The organism is Vibrio sp. Scap24 (genome assembly GCF_013394185.1).
GTDB classification, from domain to species: domain Bacteria; phylum Pseudomonadota; class Gammaproteobacteria; order Enterobacterales; family Vibrionaceae; genus Vibrio; species Vibrio pomeroyi.
In genome coordinates, this window is the sequence record NZ_CP041332.1 from 915,051 (window position 1) to 929,350 (window position 14,300).

General features: G+C 43.4%; 10 protein-coding genes. 6 read left to right on the top strand and 4 right to left on the bottom strand.

The window, feature by feature from the left end:
* The first annotated feature begins 442 nt into the window (after nt 1–442).
* The 4 genes from nagA (at nt 443) to asnB (ending at nt 6,371) form a co-directional block, all read left to right on the top strand.
* Nucleotides 443–1,579 (top strand): N-acetylglucosamine-6-phosphate deacetylase, encoded by a 1,137-nt coding sequence (nagA, locus tag FLM53_RS03665; protein ID WP_176680252.1) that lies wholly within the window; start codon nt 443–445, stop codon nt 1,577–1,579.
* 2 nt (nt 1,580–1,581) lie between these two features.
* Entirely contained in the window at nt 1,582–2,796 is a 1,215-nt protein-coding gene (locus FLM53_RS03670) for an ROK family protein (protein ID WP_017629614.1), read from the top strand.
* 84 nt (nt 2,797–2,880) lie between these two features.
* Nucleotides 2,881–4,467 carry a cation:proton antiporter family protein gene (locus FLM53_RS03675; RefSeq protein WP_176680253.1) on the top strand — a complete coding sequence of 529 codons (1,587 nt, stop codon included), beginning with the start codon at nt 2,881–2,883 and terminating at the stop codon, nt 4,465–4,467.
* A gap of 233 nt (nt 4,468–4,700) precedes the next feature.
* Nucleotides 4,701–6,371, top strand: coding sequence for an asparagine synthase B (gene asnB, locus FLM53_RS03680; protein ID WP_017629612.1), 1,671 nt, complete (start codon nt 4,701–4,703; stop codon nt 6,369–6,371).
* 79 nt (nt 6,372–6,450) lie between these two features.
* On the opposite strand, the gene rfaH is transcribed toward asnB, so the two are convergent.
* Complete coding sequence (rfaH, locus tag FLM53_RS03685; RefSeq protein WP_176680254.1) at nt 6,451–6,957, bottom strand: transcription/translation regulatory transformer protein RfaH; 507 nt, start codon at nt 6,955–6,957, stop codon at nt 6,451–6,453.
* A 503-nt stretch (nt 6,958–7,460) separates the two neighbouring features.
* Between rfaH and FLM53_RS03690 the strand changes: the two genes are divergently transcribed.
* Nucleotides 7,461–8,855, top strand: coding sequence for a peptide MFS transporter (locus tag FLM53_RS03690; protein WP_017629610.1), 1,395 nt, complete (start codon nt 7,461–7,463; stop codon nt 8,853–8,855).
* 89 nt (nt 8,856–8,944) lie between these two features.
* Here the strand turns inward: FLM53_RS03690 and hemH are convergent, their stop codons facing one another.
* From hemH to htpG, 3 genes are all read right to left on the bottom strand, one after another.
* A complete protein-coding gene (gene hemH, locus FLM53_RS03695; RefSeq protein ID WP_176680255.1) occupies nt 8,945–9,907 on the bottom strand; it encodes a ferrochelatase in 963 nt (320 codons plus the stop codon).
* A 279-nt stretch (nt 9,908–10,186) separates the two neighbouring features.
* On the bottom strand, nt 10,187–10,831 hold the full coding sequence (adk, locus tag FLM53_RS03700) for an adenylate kinase (protein ID WP_048660860.1): 645 nt from the start codon (nt 10,829–10,831) through the stop codon (nt 10,187–10,189).
* Between the two features lie 390 nt (nt 10,832–11,221).
* Nucleotides 11,222–13,126: a molecular chaperone HtpG gene (htpG, locus tag FLM53_RS03705; protein WP_065675881.1), complete on the bottom strand. Its 1,905-nt coding sequence runs from the start codon at nt 13,124–13,126 to the stop codon at nt 11,222–11,224.
* A 271-nt stretch (nt 13,127–13,397) separates the two neighbouring features.
* On the opposite strand from htpG, the gene FLM53_RS03710 reads away from it, so the two are divergent.
* The gene (locus FLM53_RS03710; protein WP_176680256.1) at nt 13,398–14,300 is read left to right on the top strand and encodes a transcriptional regulator; all 903 of its coding nucleotides are present in this window, start codon (nt 13,398–13,400) and stop codon (nt 14,298–14,300) included.

Genomic DNA, 14,300 nt, shown 5'->3' on the forward strand with positions numbered 1-14,300 from the left:
GTCTGAGAAACTTATTTTAGTCACTCAATTTAGTCCTATTCAGTGTATTCAATTAATTTTGCTCCGCAAATTAAAACCTTACCATTTGTGATCGTAATCACCAGTTTTTACCAAATCCAGAGGTTTTTGCTAGCGAGATCATAAAACTTATTTTATCATTCAAAAAAATGAACATTTATAGATAAAATCTAGATCTAATGTTTGGGCTAACAACGGGTTATTTGAGGCAAGCAATACCAGATAAACCACTGATAACACTTAGCCTGAACTTATAAATAAAATGAATTGTTCGCATATTTTTCAAACACTTAAAATCGCTTCCCATTTTGAAGCCGTTTGCCCATAAAAGATAAATCGTTACGTAAATGATGCTCGCAAACTAAGTACCCATTTAGGTAACGAAGAATTTTTAAAGATCTCACGAAATAAGGATTAGCTGACTATGTACGCGCTAAGTAACTGTAAAATTTACACTGGTAGTGATGTTCTGACCGATCATGCTGTAGTAATCGAAAACGAACTGATCAAAAAAGTCTGCCCTATCTCTGAATTGCCAGAAGGAATTGAGGTTCGCGACCTAGACGGAGCAAACCTAAGCCCAGGTTTCATTGACTTACAACTGAACGGTTGTGGTGGTGTAATGCTGAACGATGAGATCACTGCAGATACTATGCAGATCATGCACAAAGCAAACCTTAAATCTGGCTGTACTAGCTTCCTACCTACGCTTATCACCTCTTCAGACGAAGACATGCGTGCGGTTATCACGGCAGCTCGTGAATACCACAATCAGTACCAAAACCAATCTTTAGGTCTGCACCTTGAAGGTCCGTACCTAAACGTTGCGAAAAAAGGCATCCACAGCGTCGATCACATTCGTAAATCTGATAACGAGATGATTGAGCTTATCTGTGAAAACAGCGACCTTGTTGCAAAAGTAACTTTAGCGCCTGAGCTTAACGATCCTGAACACATCGAACGTCTTCAGAAAGCGGGCGTGGTGGTTTCTATTGGCCACACCAACGCAACTTATGCAGAAGCACGTCAAGGTTTCGAGTCTGGTATTACTTTCGCGACTCACCTATTCAATGCAATGACACCGATGGTTGGCCGCGAGCCAGGTGTTGTTGGCGCGATCTACGATACGCCTGAAGTATACGCAGGTATCATCGCCGATGGCTTCCACGTTGATTACGCAAACATTCGAATTGCGCACAAAATCAAGGGAGAAAAGCTCGTATTAGTGACGGACGCCACAGCTCCTGCAGGTGCTGACATGGAATACTTTATTTTTGTCGGTAAGAAAGTATATTACCGAGATGGTAAGTGTGTTGATGAAAACGGCACACTGGGCGGCTCAGCTCTGACTATGATTGAAGCAGTTCAGAATACAGTTGAGCACGCTGGTATCGCTTTAGACGAAGCTCTTCGCATGGCTACGCTATACCCAGCTACGGCTATCGGTGTAGAAAGCAAGCTAGGTCGAATCAAAAAAGGCATGATTGCAAACCTAGCTGTATTTGACCGAGACTTTAACGTTAAAGCGACTGTTGTTAATGGACAATACGAGCACAATTAAGTATGAATGGCGGACAAATAGGTAACGTAGACTTAGTTAAACAACTAAACAGTGCGGCGGTATACCGACTAATAGACCAACAAGGGCCTATCAGTCGTATACAAGTGGCTGATGTAAGCCAACTCGCACCGGCAAGTGTTACAAAAATTACCCGCCAACTTTTAGAGCGCGGCCTAATCAAAGAGGTTGCGCAGCAAGCGTCTACTGGCGGTAGACGCGCTATCTCACTAACCACAGAAGTAGAACCTTTTCATTCTGTCGCCGTGCGCTTAGGCCGAGACTATATTCAAATAAGCCTTCATGACCTTGGCGGTCGTGAGTTGGCTTTCCAACAGCAAGACCTGAATTATTCAGACCAATCAGACCTTACCCAAGGCTTGGTTAATAATTTGAAGGCTTTCATTGCTGAGCACCAACCAAAGATTGATCAGCTGATCGCGATTGGCGTTACTCTTCCAGGCTTGGTTAACCCAACGACTGGTGTTGTTGAATACATGCCAAACACAGACATCGATAACCTAGCTTTAAGCGACATTATTCGCGACACATTCCATGTCGCTTGTTTTGTGGGTAACGATGTTCGAGGAATGGCGCTTGCTGAACACTACTTCGGCGCAAGTAAAGACAGCCAAGACTCTATTTTAGTGAGTGTTCACCGTGGTACCGGCGCAGGTATTATCGTGAATGGTCAGGTTTTCTTAGGTCACAACCGCAACGTAGGCGAGATTGGTCATATCCAAATCGATCCACTAGGCGAGCAATGCCAATGCGGTAACTTCGGTTGTCTTGAAACCGTAGCAGCAAACCCTGCTATCGTTGAACGAGTTCAAAAATTGATTAAACAAGGCTATGAGTCTTCTTTAACAGAGCTTGACCGTATTACGATTCAAGATGTGTGTGACCATGCAATCAATGGTGACGAACTGGCGAAACAAAGCTTAGTTCGAGTGGGAAACCAGTTAGGTAAGGCGATCGCCATGACGATTAACTTATTTAACCCTCAAAAAGTTATCATCGCAGGTGATATTACAAAGGCACAAGAGATTGTTTTCCCTGCAATTAAGCGCAATGTAGAGAATCAGTCGTTAACGACTTTCCATAGCGGCTTGCCTATTGTAGCATCACAGATCGATAAACATCCTACGATGGGAGCTTTTGCCATGATTAAGCGCGCCATGCTCAACGGTGTGTTGCTGCAGAAGCTTCTCGAAGATTAAAGAAAAATAATTCTGATTTTCCGCGGGCCGTGTTTGTATAAACACGGCCCGTTTTTTTAAGCTAGGGAACTACAACAACAAGTTATGGAACTTATATTAATATCCACTGCGTTTATCGCAGGATTTATTGCTTTAAAGTGTCACCTTCCCCCATTAGTTGGTTTTTTGGTTGCGGGCTTTGGGCTTTTTGCCTTTGGCTTTGAAACCAATGACACCATCATTACTTTAGCTGACCTTGGTGTCACGCTGCTTTTATTTACTATCGGCTTAAAACTCGACATCAAAACCCTACTCTCTAAAGAGATCTGGGCTGGCGCGACAATCCACAACCTTTTGTCCACTCTGTTTTTCGCTGTCGCCCTATTTGGTTTTAAGTTCTTAGGTATTTCATCGCTAGCCGCCATGTCGGTAGAACAGATCGTTCTTCTTGGTTTTGCTCTTTCATTCTCTAGTACGGTATTTGCGGTTAAGACTCTGCAAGAGAAAGGTGAAATGAATGCAACCTACGGAACGTTGGCGATTGGTATCTTGGTCATGCAGGATATCTTCGCCGTAGTATTCCTAACGGCTTCTACAGGCAAAATACCGGAGTGGTATGCGATTGCTCTGTTTGCCCTCCCCTTATTACGCCCACTGTTCTACAAAGTGCTCGATTGGGTTGGTCACGGTGAGATGCTAGTTCTGTCCGGCATCTTCTTCGCATTAGTCGTCGGTGCTGGTTTATTCCATTTGGTTGGTGTTAAACCAGACCTGGGTGCTCTTGTTCTAGGTATGTTACTTGCTGGTCACCCAAAAGCCTCAGAGTTATCAAAATCGCTGTTTAACCTTAAAGAGCTTTTCCTTGTCTGTTTCTTCTTGAACATTGGTTTATCAGAGCAACCAACCATTCAAGGCTTTATGCTTGCAATCTTGTTCTTGCTGATGCTACCAGTGAAAGGTGTTCTCTACTTCTTGGTGCTCAACCGTTTCAAGTTCCGTGTTCGAACGTCTCTACTCGCCTCATTATCACTGTTTAACTACAGCGAATTTGGCCTCATCGTTGGTGGTCTCGCCTTCAAGATGGGTTGGATGTCGGGTGATATTCTGGTTGCCGTCGCGATTGCTGTTTCACTGTCGTTCTTAATCGCTGCACCTTTAAACCGAGCTGGTCACAAGCTTTATCAGCAGTCAGGCAAATGGCTGAAAGAACATGCGTCAGAAAAGCTTCACCGACGTGATAAGCGAATTGACCCAGGCCGAGCACAAGTGCTTATTCTTGGTATGGGTCGAATCGGTACTGGTGCTTATGACGAATTACGCTCTCGCTATGGCAAAGTCAGCCTAGGTGTCGAAGTTCGTGAAGAAGCAGCACACAACCACAGAAGCCATGGCAGGAACGTGATCTCTGGTGATGCGACTGATCCGGATTTCTGGGAACGCATCTTAGATACCGCCAATGTGAAATTAGTGATCTTAGCGATGCCTCACCACCAAGGTAATCAAACCGCTTTAGACCAATTGAAATCTCGAAACTTCAAAGGCCAAATTGCGGCGATTGCTGAATATCCAGATCAACTCGAAACCTTAAAAGAAAACGGTGTTGATGCTGCATTTAACATTTATAGCGAAGCCGGTAGTGGTTTTGCTCGCCACGTATGTGAACAGTTAAACCCAAACATCAATAAAATCTAGCCTAAAACGCCCTCTTCAAAGCCTCTCAAAATTGCGAATTTTTGCACTTTTGAGAGGTTTTCGTATAAAAAACCAACTTCAATTAGATACCAAACACCAAAACCAATTAATAATTAGATAATTTCTAACATAACCCCCTTTATATTATTTTTTTGCTTACATCCGGTTGCTTTTTTTAGCCAGAATGGCAAATTGAATACAGTTGATTTAGAAATTATTTAAAAGGAAGTTCTATGTGTTCAGTATTTGGCATTCTCGACATTAAAAGTGATGCCGCAGCACTTCGCCCAATTGCTTTAGAAATGTCTAAAAAGCTTCGTCACCGCGGACCTGACTGGTCTGGCATTTATGCTGGTGAGAAAGCAATCCTTGCTCATGAGCGTTTAGCTATCGTTGGTTTAAACAGCGGTGCTCAACCGCTATACAGCCAAGATAAAAAGCATATTCTTGCAGTAAATGGCGAAATCTATAACCACAAAGAACTTCGTGCACGCTACGAAGACAAGTACCAATTCCAGACAGATTCTGACTGTGAAGTGATTCTTGCGCTATACCAAGAAATGGGTGCTGACCTACTAGAAGAACTGAACGGTATTTTCGCCTTCGTTTTATACGACGAAGAGAAAGACGAATACCTAGTAGGCCGTGACCACATCGGTATCATCCCGCTTTACCAAGGCTACGATGAACACGGTAACTACTACGTTGCTTCAGAAATGAAAGCACTGGTTCCAGTATGTAAAACCATCAGTGAGTTCCCTCCTGGTAGCTTCTACTCTTCTAAAGATGCAGAGCCTCAGCGTTACTACATTCGTGATTGGAACGAATATGCAGCGGTTCAAGGCAACAGCACAAGCAAAGAAGAGCTTACTGAAGCACTAGAAGCAGCGGTTAAACGCCAACTAATGACTGACGTACCTTATGGTGTACTTCTATCAGGTGGTCTAGATTCATCAATCACTTCAGCAGTAGCGAAACGTTATGCCGCAATGCGTATCGAAGATGATGAGCAATCTGAAGCTTGGTGGCCACAACTGCACTCATTTGCTGTTGGCTTAGAAGGTGCGCCAGATCTTATCGCTGCTCGTGAAGTGGCTGACAAGATCGGTACTGTGCACCACGAGATGACGTACACAATTCAGGAAGGCCTAGACGCAATCCGTGACGTTATCTACCACATCGAGACTTACGATGTAACGACAATTCGTGCATCAACTCCGATGTACTTGCTAGCTCGTAAGATCAAAGCGATGGGCATCAAAATGGTACTTTCAGGTGAAGGTGCGGATGAAATCTTCGGCGGTTACCTGTATTTCCACAAAGCGCCAAACGCTAAAGAGTTCCACGAAGAAACAGTACGTAAATTGCTAGCTCTGAACATGTTTGACTGTGCTCGTGCGAACAAATCGTTGGCAGCATGGGGCGTTGAAGGTCGTGTACCATTCTTGGACAAAGAGTTCATCGACGTGGCAATGCGTTTGAACCCTGAAGATAAGATGTGTGGTAACGGTAAGATGGAGAAACACATCCTACGTGAGTGTTTTGAAGACTATCTACCAGATTCAATCGCATGGCGTCAAAAAGAGCAATTCTCTGACGGCGTTGGCTACGATTGGATTGATACATTGAAAGCAACAGCTGAAGCGAAAGTAACGGATAAGCAAATGGAAACAGCTCAGTTCCGTTTCCCATACAACACGCCAACAACCAAAGAAGGCTACGCTTACCGTGAAATCTTTGAAGAGTTGTTCCCGCTAGAATCAGCAGCAGAATGTGTACCTGGTGGTCCGTCTGTCGCTTGTTCATCAGCAAAAGCTATCGAATGGGATGAGTCTTTCCAAAACTGTGTTGACCCATCTGGCCGTGCAGTACAAGCCGTTCACAACGATGCTTACAACGCTTAAAGCGATTGGTAAATTCTAAATACTAAAAAAGGCGCATGATGCGCCTTTTTATTTTTAAGCCGATTTTTTATTGTTGCATTTATGCGTGAGCTTGTAGTGCTTCATTCTCAATACTGATAGGAACCACTTGGCTGATCATTTTTACGAGCATGATAGAGCGAGCTTCACCATCTTTCTGATGAAAAATCGCTTCAATGCCAGCGAACTGGCCACTCTTAATCTTAACCACCTGCCCAGACTCAAACTCAACACAACAATCTTCCGTTTCGTTACTGCAGCACTTCTCAAACTCTTTAAGTTCAAAAACTAAGTCACCTTGGACTTCATGCGGTCTAGCGCCGAACTTAATAAAGTCGACCACACCGCGCGTTGAACGAACTGTCGTAAAGCTAGGGCCTTGTTCATAATCAAAGCGAACAAAGATGTAAGACGGGAACAGCGGCTCTTTGACCTGCTTCTCTTTCCCTCTAACCACCTTTTCGACTTCTATTTGAGGGTAAAAGCACTCTACCCCCTGATTTTCTAGGTGCTGTTGAGCGCGTTTTTGATCACCACGCTTACAGTAGAGCAAATACCAACGTTTCATTTTACTAGCCATTTTCTATTTTTGGACATTTTACCACAAGCCTAAAACGGTTTAATCACCGTTAATAAAATGAAGACTGATAAGCAAGAAATTATGCGTAACAGACCAACTTATCAACAAAAAGTCATAGGTCTGAAAAGTGGTTAAGCATTGTACAGGGATCATTTACAGATAAAAAGGCGCATTCTTGTAAGCGTATGTATGCCACACAAATAAAACACACCATACCCTATGAAGATCAAAACGATACGACAAGCCAATGCATTTCACTTTTGTTATTCGGTAATTCTTTTAAAAAGCTCACTATGCGTCCAGTTCAAAACTGGAAAATTAGTTTGCAGCACGAGTTATCTGGGTAACATTGCACAGAAAATCCCTTATTTTCATTAACTTATAAAAAATCAGTTATCGTAACCATAAAAGACGCCTATTGCAGATGGTTATTCCACTCTGTATACATAAGTAACTATAAAATCTTTTAATACCTGAAATTAGTAAAACTTATGCCAAGCACTCACAACATCTTTGGCCACCCTAGAGGCCTATTTCTACTATTTAGCACAGAGCTATGGGAACGTTTCTCCTACTATGCAATGCGTGCAATTCTTGTTTTATTCTTAACTGATACCACCCTTAATGGTGGCCTTGGTTGGTCAACAAAAGACGCTCTCGATCTCTACGGGATCTACACGGGTCTAGTCTACATCACACCATTAATTGGTGGCTGGATTGCCGATAACTACCTAGGACAACGTAAATCGATCCTAATTGGTGGTGTATTGATGGCTCTAGGCCAATTCACACTGGCTCTACCTAACGGCTTTATTGGCTTAGACCAAGTCAACGCTCTATACCTTGGTTTAGCACTGCTTATCAGTGGTAACGGTATGTTTAAACCAAACATCTCGACCATGGTTGGCGACTTGTACCAAGAAGGTGATAACCGCCGTGATGGTGCTTTCACCATTTTCTACATGGGCATCAACTTAGGCGCACTACTTGGTGGCTTGATTTCGGGTGCAGCAGTCGATTCATTCGGTTGGAAAGCTGGCTTCTTGGCTGCTGGTATCGGTATGGTTATTAGCTTGATCATGCAAATGACGATGGCTCAATCTTGGTTAGGCAACATCGGTTCTGTACCTGCAGCTGCTCGAGCAAAAGAGCTGAACAAATCAAAAGAGAAAGCGCCACTCACCAAAGAAGAGTTCGACAGACTAAAAGTTATTCTGATTATGGGTCTGTTCGTGATCGTTTTCTGGGCTGGCTTTGAACAAGCTGGCGGCCTAATGAACATCTACACTCAACAATATACTGACCGTATGATTGGTGGTTTTGAAGTTCCAGCGGCTTGGTTCCAATCTCTGAACCCATTCTTCATCATTACACTTGCACCGATCATCGCTGCATTTTGGGTGAAATTAGGTAAGCGTGAACCAAACTCACCTGTTAAGTTTGCGATGGCGTTGTTCTTCTTAGCACTTGGCTTTGTGTGCATGATGGGTGCGGTAATGGAGCAAGGTGGCGATCTAACAGTGAAAACATCGATGTTATGGCTAGTAGGTGCATTCTTCTTCCACACCCTTGGTGAGCTTTGTTTATCGCCTATTGGCCTGTCGTTGGTCACTAAGCTAGCTCCACTTCGTTTAGCATCACTAATGATGGGTGCTTGGTTCGGCTTCAATGCAGTTGCAAACTACGTAGCAGGCCTAGTGGGTTCTCACGTTGGTGAGCTTGGCGCAATGTCTATCTTTGGTGGTATCGCGATTACAGCAACAATTAGTGGCGTATTACTGCTTCTTTGTGCTGGTAAGCTTGTATCATGGATGCATGGTGTAGAAACCAACATGACGCTTGAAGCAGAGCCAAAAGCTGAGACAGCAGAAACCTCTGTGGCTTAATATCTAGATCTATTTCAAGAAGAAACATCAAGATCAAAAGGGCTGCTCAATGAGCAGCCCTTTTGTTATCTATTCAATCGACACATCAATTAGCGATGAAGCGCTACCAATTCAGCCATCATGTCGATATGCGAGTCTCTATCGTTAAGACACATAATGTAGCTAAAGTCTGAGCCACCAGCTTCAATGAAAGTCTCTTTACACTGGTCTGAAATCTCTTCCAATGTTTCCAAGCAATCCACCGAGAATGCAGGCGCCATGATATCAATCTTCTTAATACCTTTTCCTGGCAATGATTCTAGTGTTTCGTCTGTGTAAGGCTTTAACCACTCCTCTCGACCAAATCGAGATTGGTAGGTCATGGTGATGTCTTCTTCAGATAAACCTAGCTCCGCTGCAAGCAGTTTTGTCGTTGCTTCACAGTGCTGTGGATAGATATCGCCTTCATCAGCTAAGCGCTTCGGAATGCCGTGGAACGAACAAACCAAGTGATCGGCTCTGCCATTTTGATCCCAATGACTGCGAACGCTTTCAGCCAGTGCTTTGGCGTAGCTCGGATGTGAGTAGTAATCACGAATAAAGCGATAGCTTGGGATTACAGGCATCTGCTTAAAAGCTTTGGTTAAGCCATCAGAAACAGCCGCTGTCGTTGTACCTGAGTATTGAGGGTACAAAGGCAATACAATGATCTCTTCTACGCCCTGCTCCATCAGTTGTTCGATACCCGTCTTAAGGCTTGGGTTACCATAGGTCATTCCCAATGCAACCGGCATCTCTAATTTCTTCTCTAGCTTTTCAGCTTGTCTCTGCGAGTAAACGAGCAAAGGTGAGCCATCATCCATCCAAACCGAATGATACAGCTTCGCGACCTTAGGTGAACGAATAGGAAGAATCACCCCATGCAGAATAGGACACCAAAGCCAACGAGTTAGGTTCACTACTCTTTTGTCGTGCAAGAATTCACTCAAAAATCGACGAACGCCAGCTGGGGTCGCAGAATCTGGCGTACCTAAGTTCACCAGTAAAACGCCCTGCTTTTTATTATTTTCCATAGATACCTGAGACCAATATGTGATTTTCTGGAAAGTAATATACTAATCTGCATAAGTTTAAGATCATTGCTTCCCACTAAATGTCTGAATAATCATTCTTTAAAAGGGATATCGCAACATCTACTCTCGATTGTGAGCCACCTTAATCAAAAACGGTTTCATCTTGAATGGTGTGTAATCGAATTATCTAGATTGGTATCGTACTAAAAATTGAAACAAAAAAAGCGACCCTTAAGGTCGCTTCCAATATATCAAATTCTAAAACTGGCTGTTAGCCAATTATGCTAGTGCTTTCTCAAGTTCTGCACTAACTTCAGCAACTTGCTTAGTACCGTCAAACTTAAGGTACTGAGTGTTGCCTGCTTCAGCTTCTTTACCGTAGTAAGAGATAAGCGGAGCTGTTTGATCGTGGTATACGCCTAGACGTGCACGAACTGTTTCTTCTTTGTCGTCATCACGTACAACTAGCTCTTCGCCAGTTACGTCATCTTTACCTTCTTCTTTAGGCGGGTTGTACACAGTGTGGTATGTACGGCCTGAAGGAAGGTGAGCACGACGACCAGCCATACGCTCAACAATCACATCGTCAGCTACGTCGAATTCAACAACGTAATCAACAGCGATGCCCATTTCTTTTAGGCCATCAGCTTGTGGGATTGTGCGTGGGAAACCGTCTAGTAGGAAACCTTTCTCACAGTCATCTTGAGCGATACGCTCTTTGATAAGACCAAGGATAATTTCATCAGAAACTAGCTGACCAGCGTCGATTACTGATTTTGCTTGCTTACCAAGCTCAGTACCCGCTTTGATAGCAGCACGTAGCATGTCACCAGTTGAAATTTGAGGGATACCAAATTTGTTCATGATGAAGTTAGCTTGAGTACCTTTACCCGCGCCAGGAGCACCTAGAAGAATGATGCGCATGTTTAATCCTCTTATAAAATTATGATTTATACCGAAGCTCACTATCCCACCTTCCTCGTTCATTTTTAATGATAAACAGGAAAAGTTAGGTAACAGCTGAGGTTAAGCAAAACTGTAAACAGAAGCAAAACGGTAAGTTTCGGTATAACGTTTAAAAATCATACAACTGGAAGGAATGAGTTCCTAGCTCCAGCTGATTAGGTCGAGCATTCTATCACATTAATATTCAATTTGGCTGAATTTACGACTAAAGAATGTATCGGCAACATTTGTTGTGACGATAACGGTGACGTTGACCACGTTTAATAGATTTTCAGCGACGTTCATAAAAAAAAGCCCGCATTTGCGAGCTTTTTATTTCAATTATTGGCTTAACCAAAAGTCGAAAGACTAACGCTTTGTCAGTAGCTCGTTGATTGCACCCAAGAATTGTGACGGATCTTCCATTGAACCCTTTTCAGCCAGCATCGCTTGACCAAGTAGCAACTCAACCCAACGACCAAACGCTTGCTCGTCTGCTTCGTCGGCCATCTGTTTAACCAGAGCGTGCTCAGGGTTAATCTCGAAGATGTACTTCACTTCAGGTGCCGCTTGACCTGCAGCTTCAAGAAGCTTAGCCATTTGCGTACCCATTTCGAAGTCGTCAGTCACAACAACAGCTGGTGTTGTTGCTAACTTGAATGTTGTGCGAACTTCTTTAACACGACCACCAAGGTAAGATTGAGTACGCTCTACAACAGACTTGAACTCTTCTTCAGTCTCTTTCTGCTTCTCTTTCTCTTCTTCACCTTCAAACTTGCTTAGATCTAAGCCCGCTTTGGTGATCGATTGGAACTGCTTGCCATCAAAATCAGTTAGGTAATTCATTACGTACTCATCAATGCGATCGTACATTAGAACCACTTCAATACCTTTTGCTTTGAACTGCTCCAAGTGTGGGCTGTTCTTAGCTGCAGCATAGCTATCCGCTGTTAGGTAATAGATCTTATCTTGGCCTTCTTTCATGCGCTCAACGTAAGATTCTAGGCTGATAGTTTGTTCAGCAGAATCGACTTCCGTTGATGAGAAACGAAGTAGACCCGCGATCTTCTCTTTGTTCGCCATGTCTTCAGCTGGGCCTTCTTTCATAACTAGGCCAAACTCTTTCCAAAACTCTAGGTACTTGTCGTTGTCATTTTTCGCCATGCGCTCAAGCATAGTCAGTACACGCTTAGTACATGCACCACGAAGAGACTGAGTCACCTTGTTATCTTGCAGGATTTCACGCGACACGTTCAGAGGCAGATCGTTTGAATCAATCAAGCCGCGAACGAAACGCATGTAAGATGGCATGAACTGTTCAGCATCGTCCATGATGAATACACGCTGTACATAAAGCTTTAAGCCGCTCTTATGGTCACGGTTCATCATGTCCCAAGGTGCTTTAGCTGGGATGTAAAGCAGGCTTGTGTAGTCGTTCTTACCTTCAACCTTGTTGTGACTCCACGTCAGTGGATCAGCAAAGTCGTGAGATACGTGCTTGTAGAACTCTTGATACTCTTCTTTTTCGATATCAGATTTGTTACGAGTCCAAAGCGCTTGCGCCTTGTTAATCTGTTCCCAGTGCTTCTCTTCGGTGTCTTTACCTTCGTCATCTTTCACAGCTGTGAAGATAGAAACAGGGATACCGATGTGATCAGAGTACTTACCAATCACTTCACGCAGACGCCATTCATTTAAGAACTCTTTACCGTCTTCACGCATGTGCAGAATGATGTCAGTACCGCGAGATTCTTTAGTGATGTCTTCGATTGTGTAATCGCCTTCACCAGCAGAGTGCCATTGAACGGCTTCATTGTTTGCTAGGCCAGCCGCACGAGTGCGAACGGTTACCGCGTCTGCAACGATGAATGCTGAGTAGAAACCAACACCAAATTGACCTATCAATTGAGAGTCTTTGCTTTGGTCTTCAGACAGTTTTGAGAAGAAGTCTGCAGTGCCTGATTTAGCAATCGTACCTAAATGCTCAATAACGTTGTCGCGGCTCATGCCGATACCGTTATCAGAAATCGTTAAGGTATTTGCTTCAGCGTTGAATGAAAGTTTTACACCTAAATCAGCATCGCCTTGGTAAAGGTCACCATTAGATAGGGCTTGAAAACGAAGCTTGTCAGCCGCGTCAGATGCGTTAGAGATCAGCTCACGTAGGAAGATTTCTTTGTTTGAATACAGTGAGTGAATCATTAGATGAAGTAGTTGTTTTACTTCAGATTGAAAGCCACGAGTCTCTTTATTTTGCGTTGCCGTTTCGCTCATTTTTACTCCAAAACATCTATACTTTATATTGAATAACCATAGGGGCGTAACACTTGATGCCACTCTTATGTTCATTAACATGAGGATGACAAATGTAAATTCAAGGTCAAAAATCATAAAAACACTGTTTTTTTGATCTGTTTTTATTATCCTTGAGTCTGATAAATATAAAAGAACATAAAAGAAGCCATAATTTGGTGAAGAATTAACTGAACTTCACCTGAGATTTGTCTATTTCGCACCCCAAATCATCCAAAAGTAGAAGAATTCAATGAGCAATATCGGCACAAAGTTTATTCTCGCACAGCGGTTTGTCTTCGATCCAAACAGCAACTCACTTGTTGACCAAATGAGCGACGGCGAAGTCGTGCGTCTTGGCAGCAATGAAAGCCGCATTCTCCTGATGCTGTCGGAAAGACCCAATGAAGTTATCACTCGTAATGAATTACACGAGTATGTTTGGCGAGACCAAGGCTTTGAGGTTGATGACTCGAGCTTAACGCAAGCAGTATCGACACTAAGAAAGATGCTGAAAGATTCGACCAAATCCCCAGAGTTCGTAAAGACCGTGCCTAAACGCGGTTACCAATTTATTGCGACTGTTGAGCGCTCTGCACCACTTTCATCAAATGATCAGCCAGTAGCTGCTGAAATTGCCGAAAATGACGTAGAACCTATCTTGACGTTTGCAGCGACTGAAGAAGCGATCACTGAAACGGTTGAATCAGAGCCAGTAGCAAAGGTTCAGGAAACCAATGTTGAAGCTGAGCCAGCACGAGCTCCTGCTGCAACTCCAGTTAAAAGCACAAATAAGTGGTTAACGTTTTGGTTGCTACTCATTGCTTTCATCATGCCGATTCTCGTTTTAACGTTTACTAACCCGGCAGAATCAGAGTTCAAAACATTAGCTGAAGTGGATGGCGTAAAGGTTCAATCACCAGTTAACCACCCAGATCTTAGCAGTTGGCTGCCAGCGATAGAGAAATGTGTATTGCGTTACAACACCAATCACACTGGCATGCTAAAGCCGACTGAAGTAATTGCAACTGGTGGACAAACCAACAACCTTGCCCTCAACTACATTCACCCGCAAGACTACTCGAGCGAGAATGTAACCCTAAGAATTTATGCAAACCAGTCGGATGTAAACGACATTTGTAACGGTGGTCAGTAA

Excerpts from the sequence above, each read along its gene's own strand:
- nagA (WP_176680252.1), top strand. The coding sequence starts at position 443 with ATGTACGCGCTAAGTAACTGTAAAATTTACACTGGTAGTGATGTTCTG.
- FLM53_RS03670 (WP_017629614.1), top strand. The coding sequence starts at position 1,582 with ATGAATGGCGGACAAATAGGTAACGTAGACTTAGTTAAACAACTAAAC.
- FLM53_RS03675 (WP_176680253.1), top strand. The coding sequence starts at position 2,881 with ATGGAACTTATATTAATATCCACTGCGTTTATCGCAGGATTTATTGCT.
- asnB (WP_017629612.1), top strand. The coding sequence starts at position 4,701 with ATGTGTTCAGTATTTGGCATTCTCGACATTAAAAGTGATGCCGCAGCA.
- rfaH (WP_176680254.1), bottom strand. The coding sequence starts at position 6,957 with ATGAAACGTTGGTATTTGCTCTACTGTAAGCGTGGTGATCAAAAACGC.
- FLM53_RS03690 (WP_017629610.1), top strand. The coding sequence starts at position 7,461 with ATGCCAAGCACTCACAACATCTTTGGCCACCCTAGAGGCCTATTTCTA.
- hemH (WP_176680255.1), bottom strand. The coding sequence starts at position 9,907 with ATGGAAAATAATAAAAAGCAGGGCGTTTTACTGGTGAACTTAGGTACG.
- adk (WP_048660860.1), bottom strand. The coding sequence starts at position 10,831 with ATGCGCATCATTCTTCTAGGTGCTCCTGGCGCGGGTAAAGGTACTCAA.
- htpG (WP_065675881.1), bottom strand. The coding sequence starts at position 13,126 with ATGAGCGAAACGGCAACGCAAAATAAAGAGACTCGTGGCTTTCAATCT.
- FLM53_RS03710 (WP_176680256.1), top strand. The coding sequence starts at position 13,398 with ATGAGCAATATCGGCACAAAGTTTATTCTCGCACAGCGGTTTGTCTTC.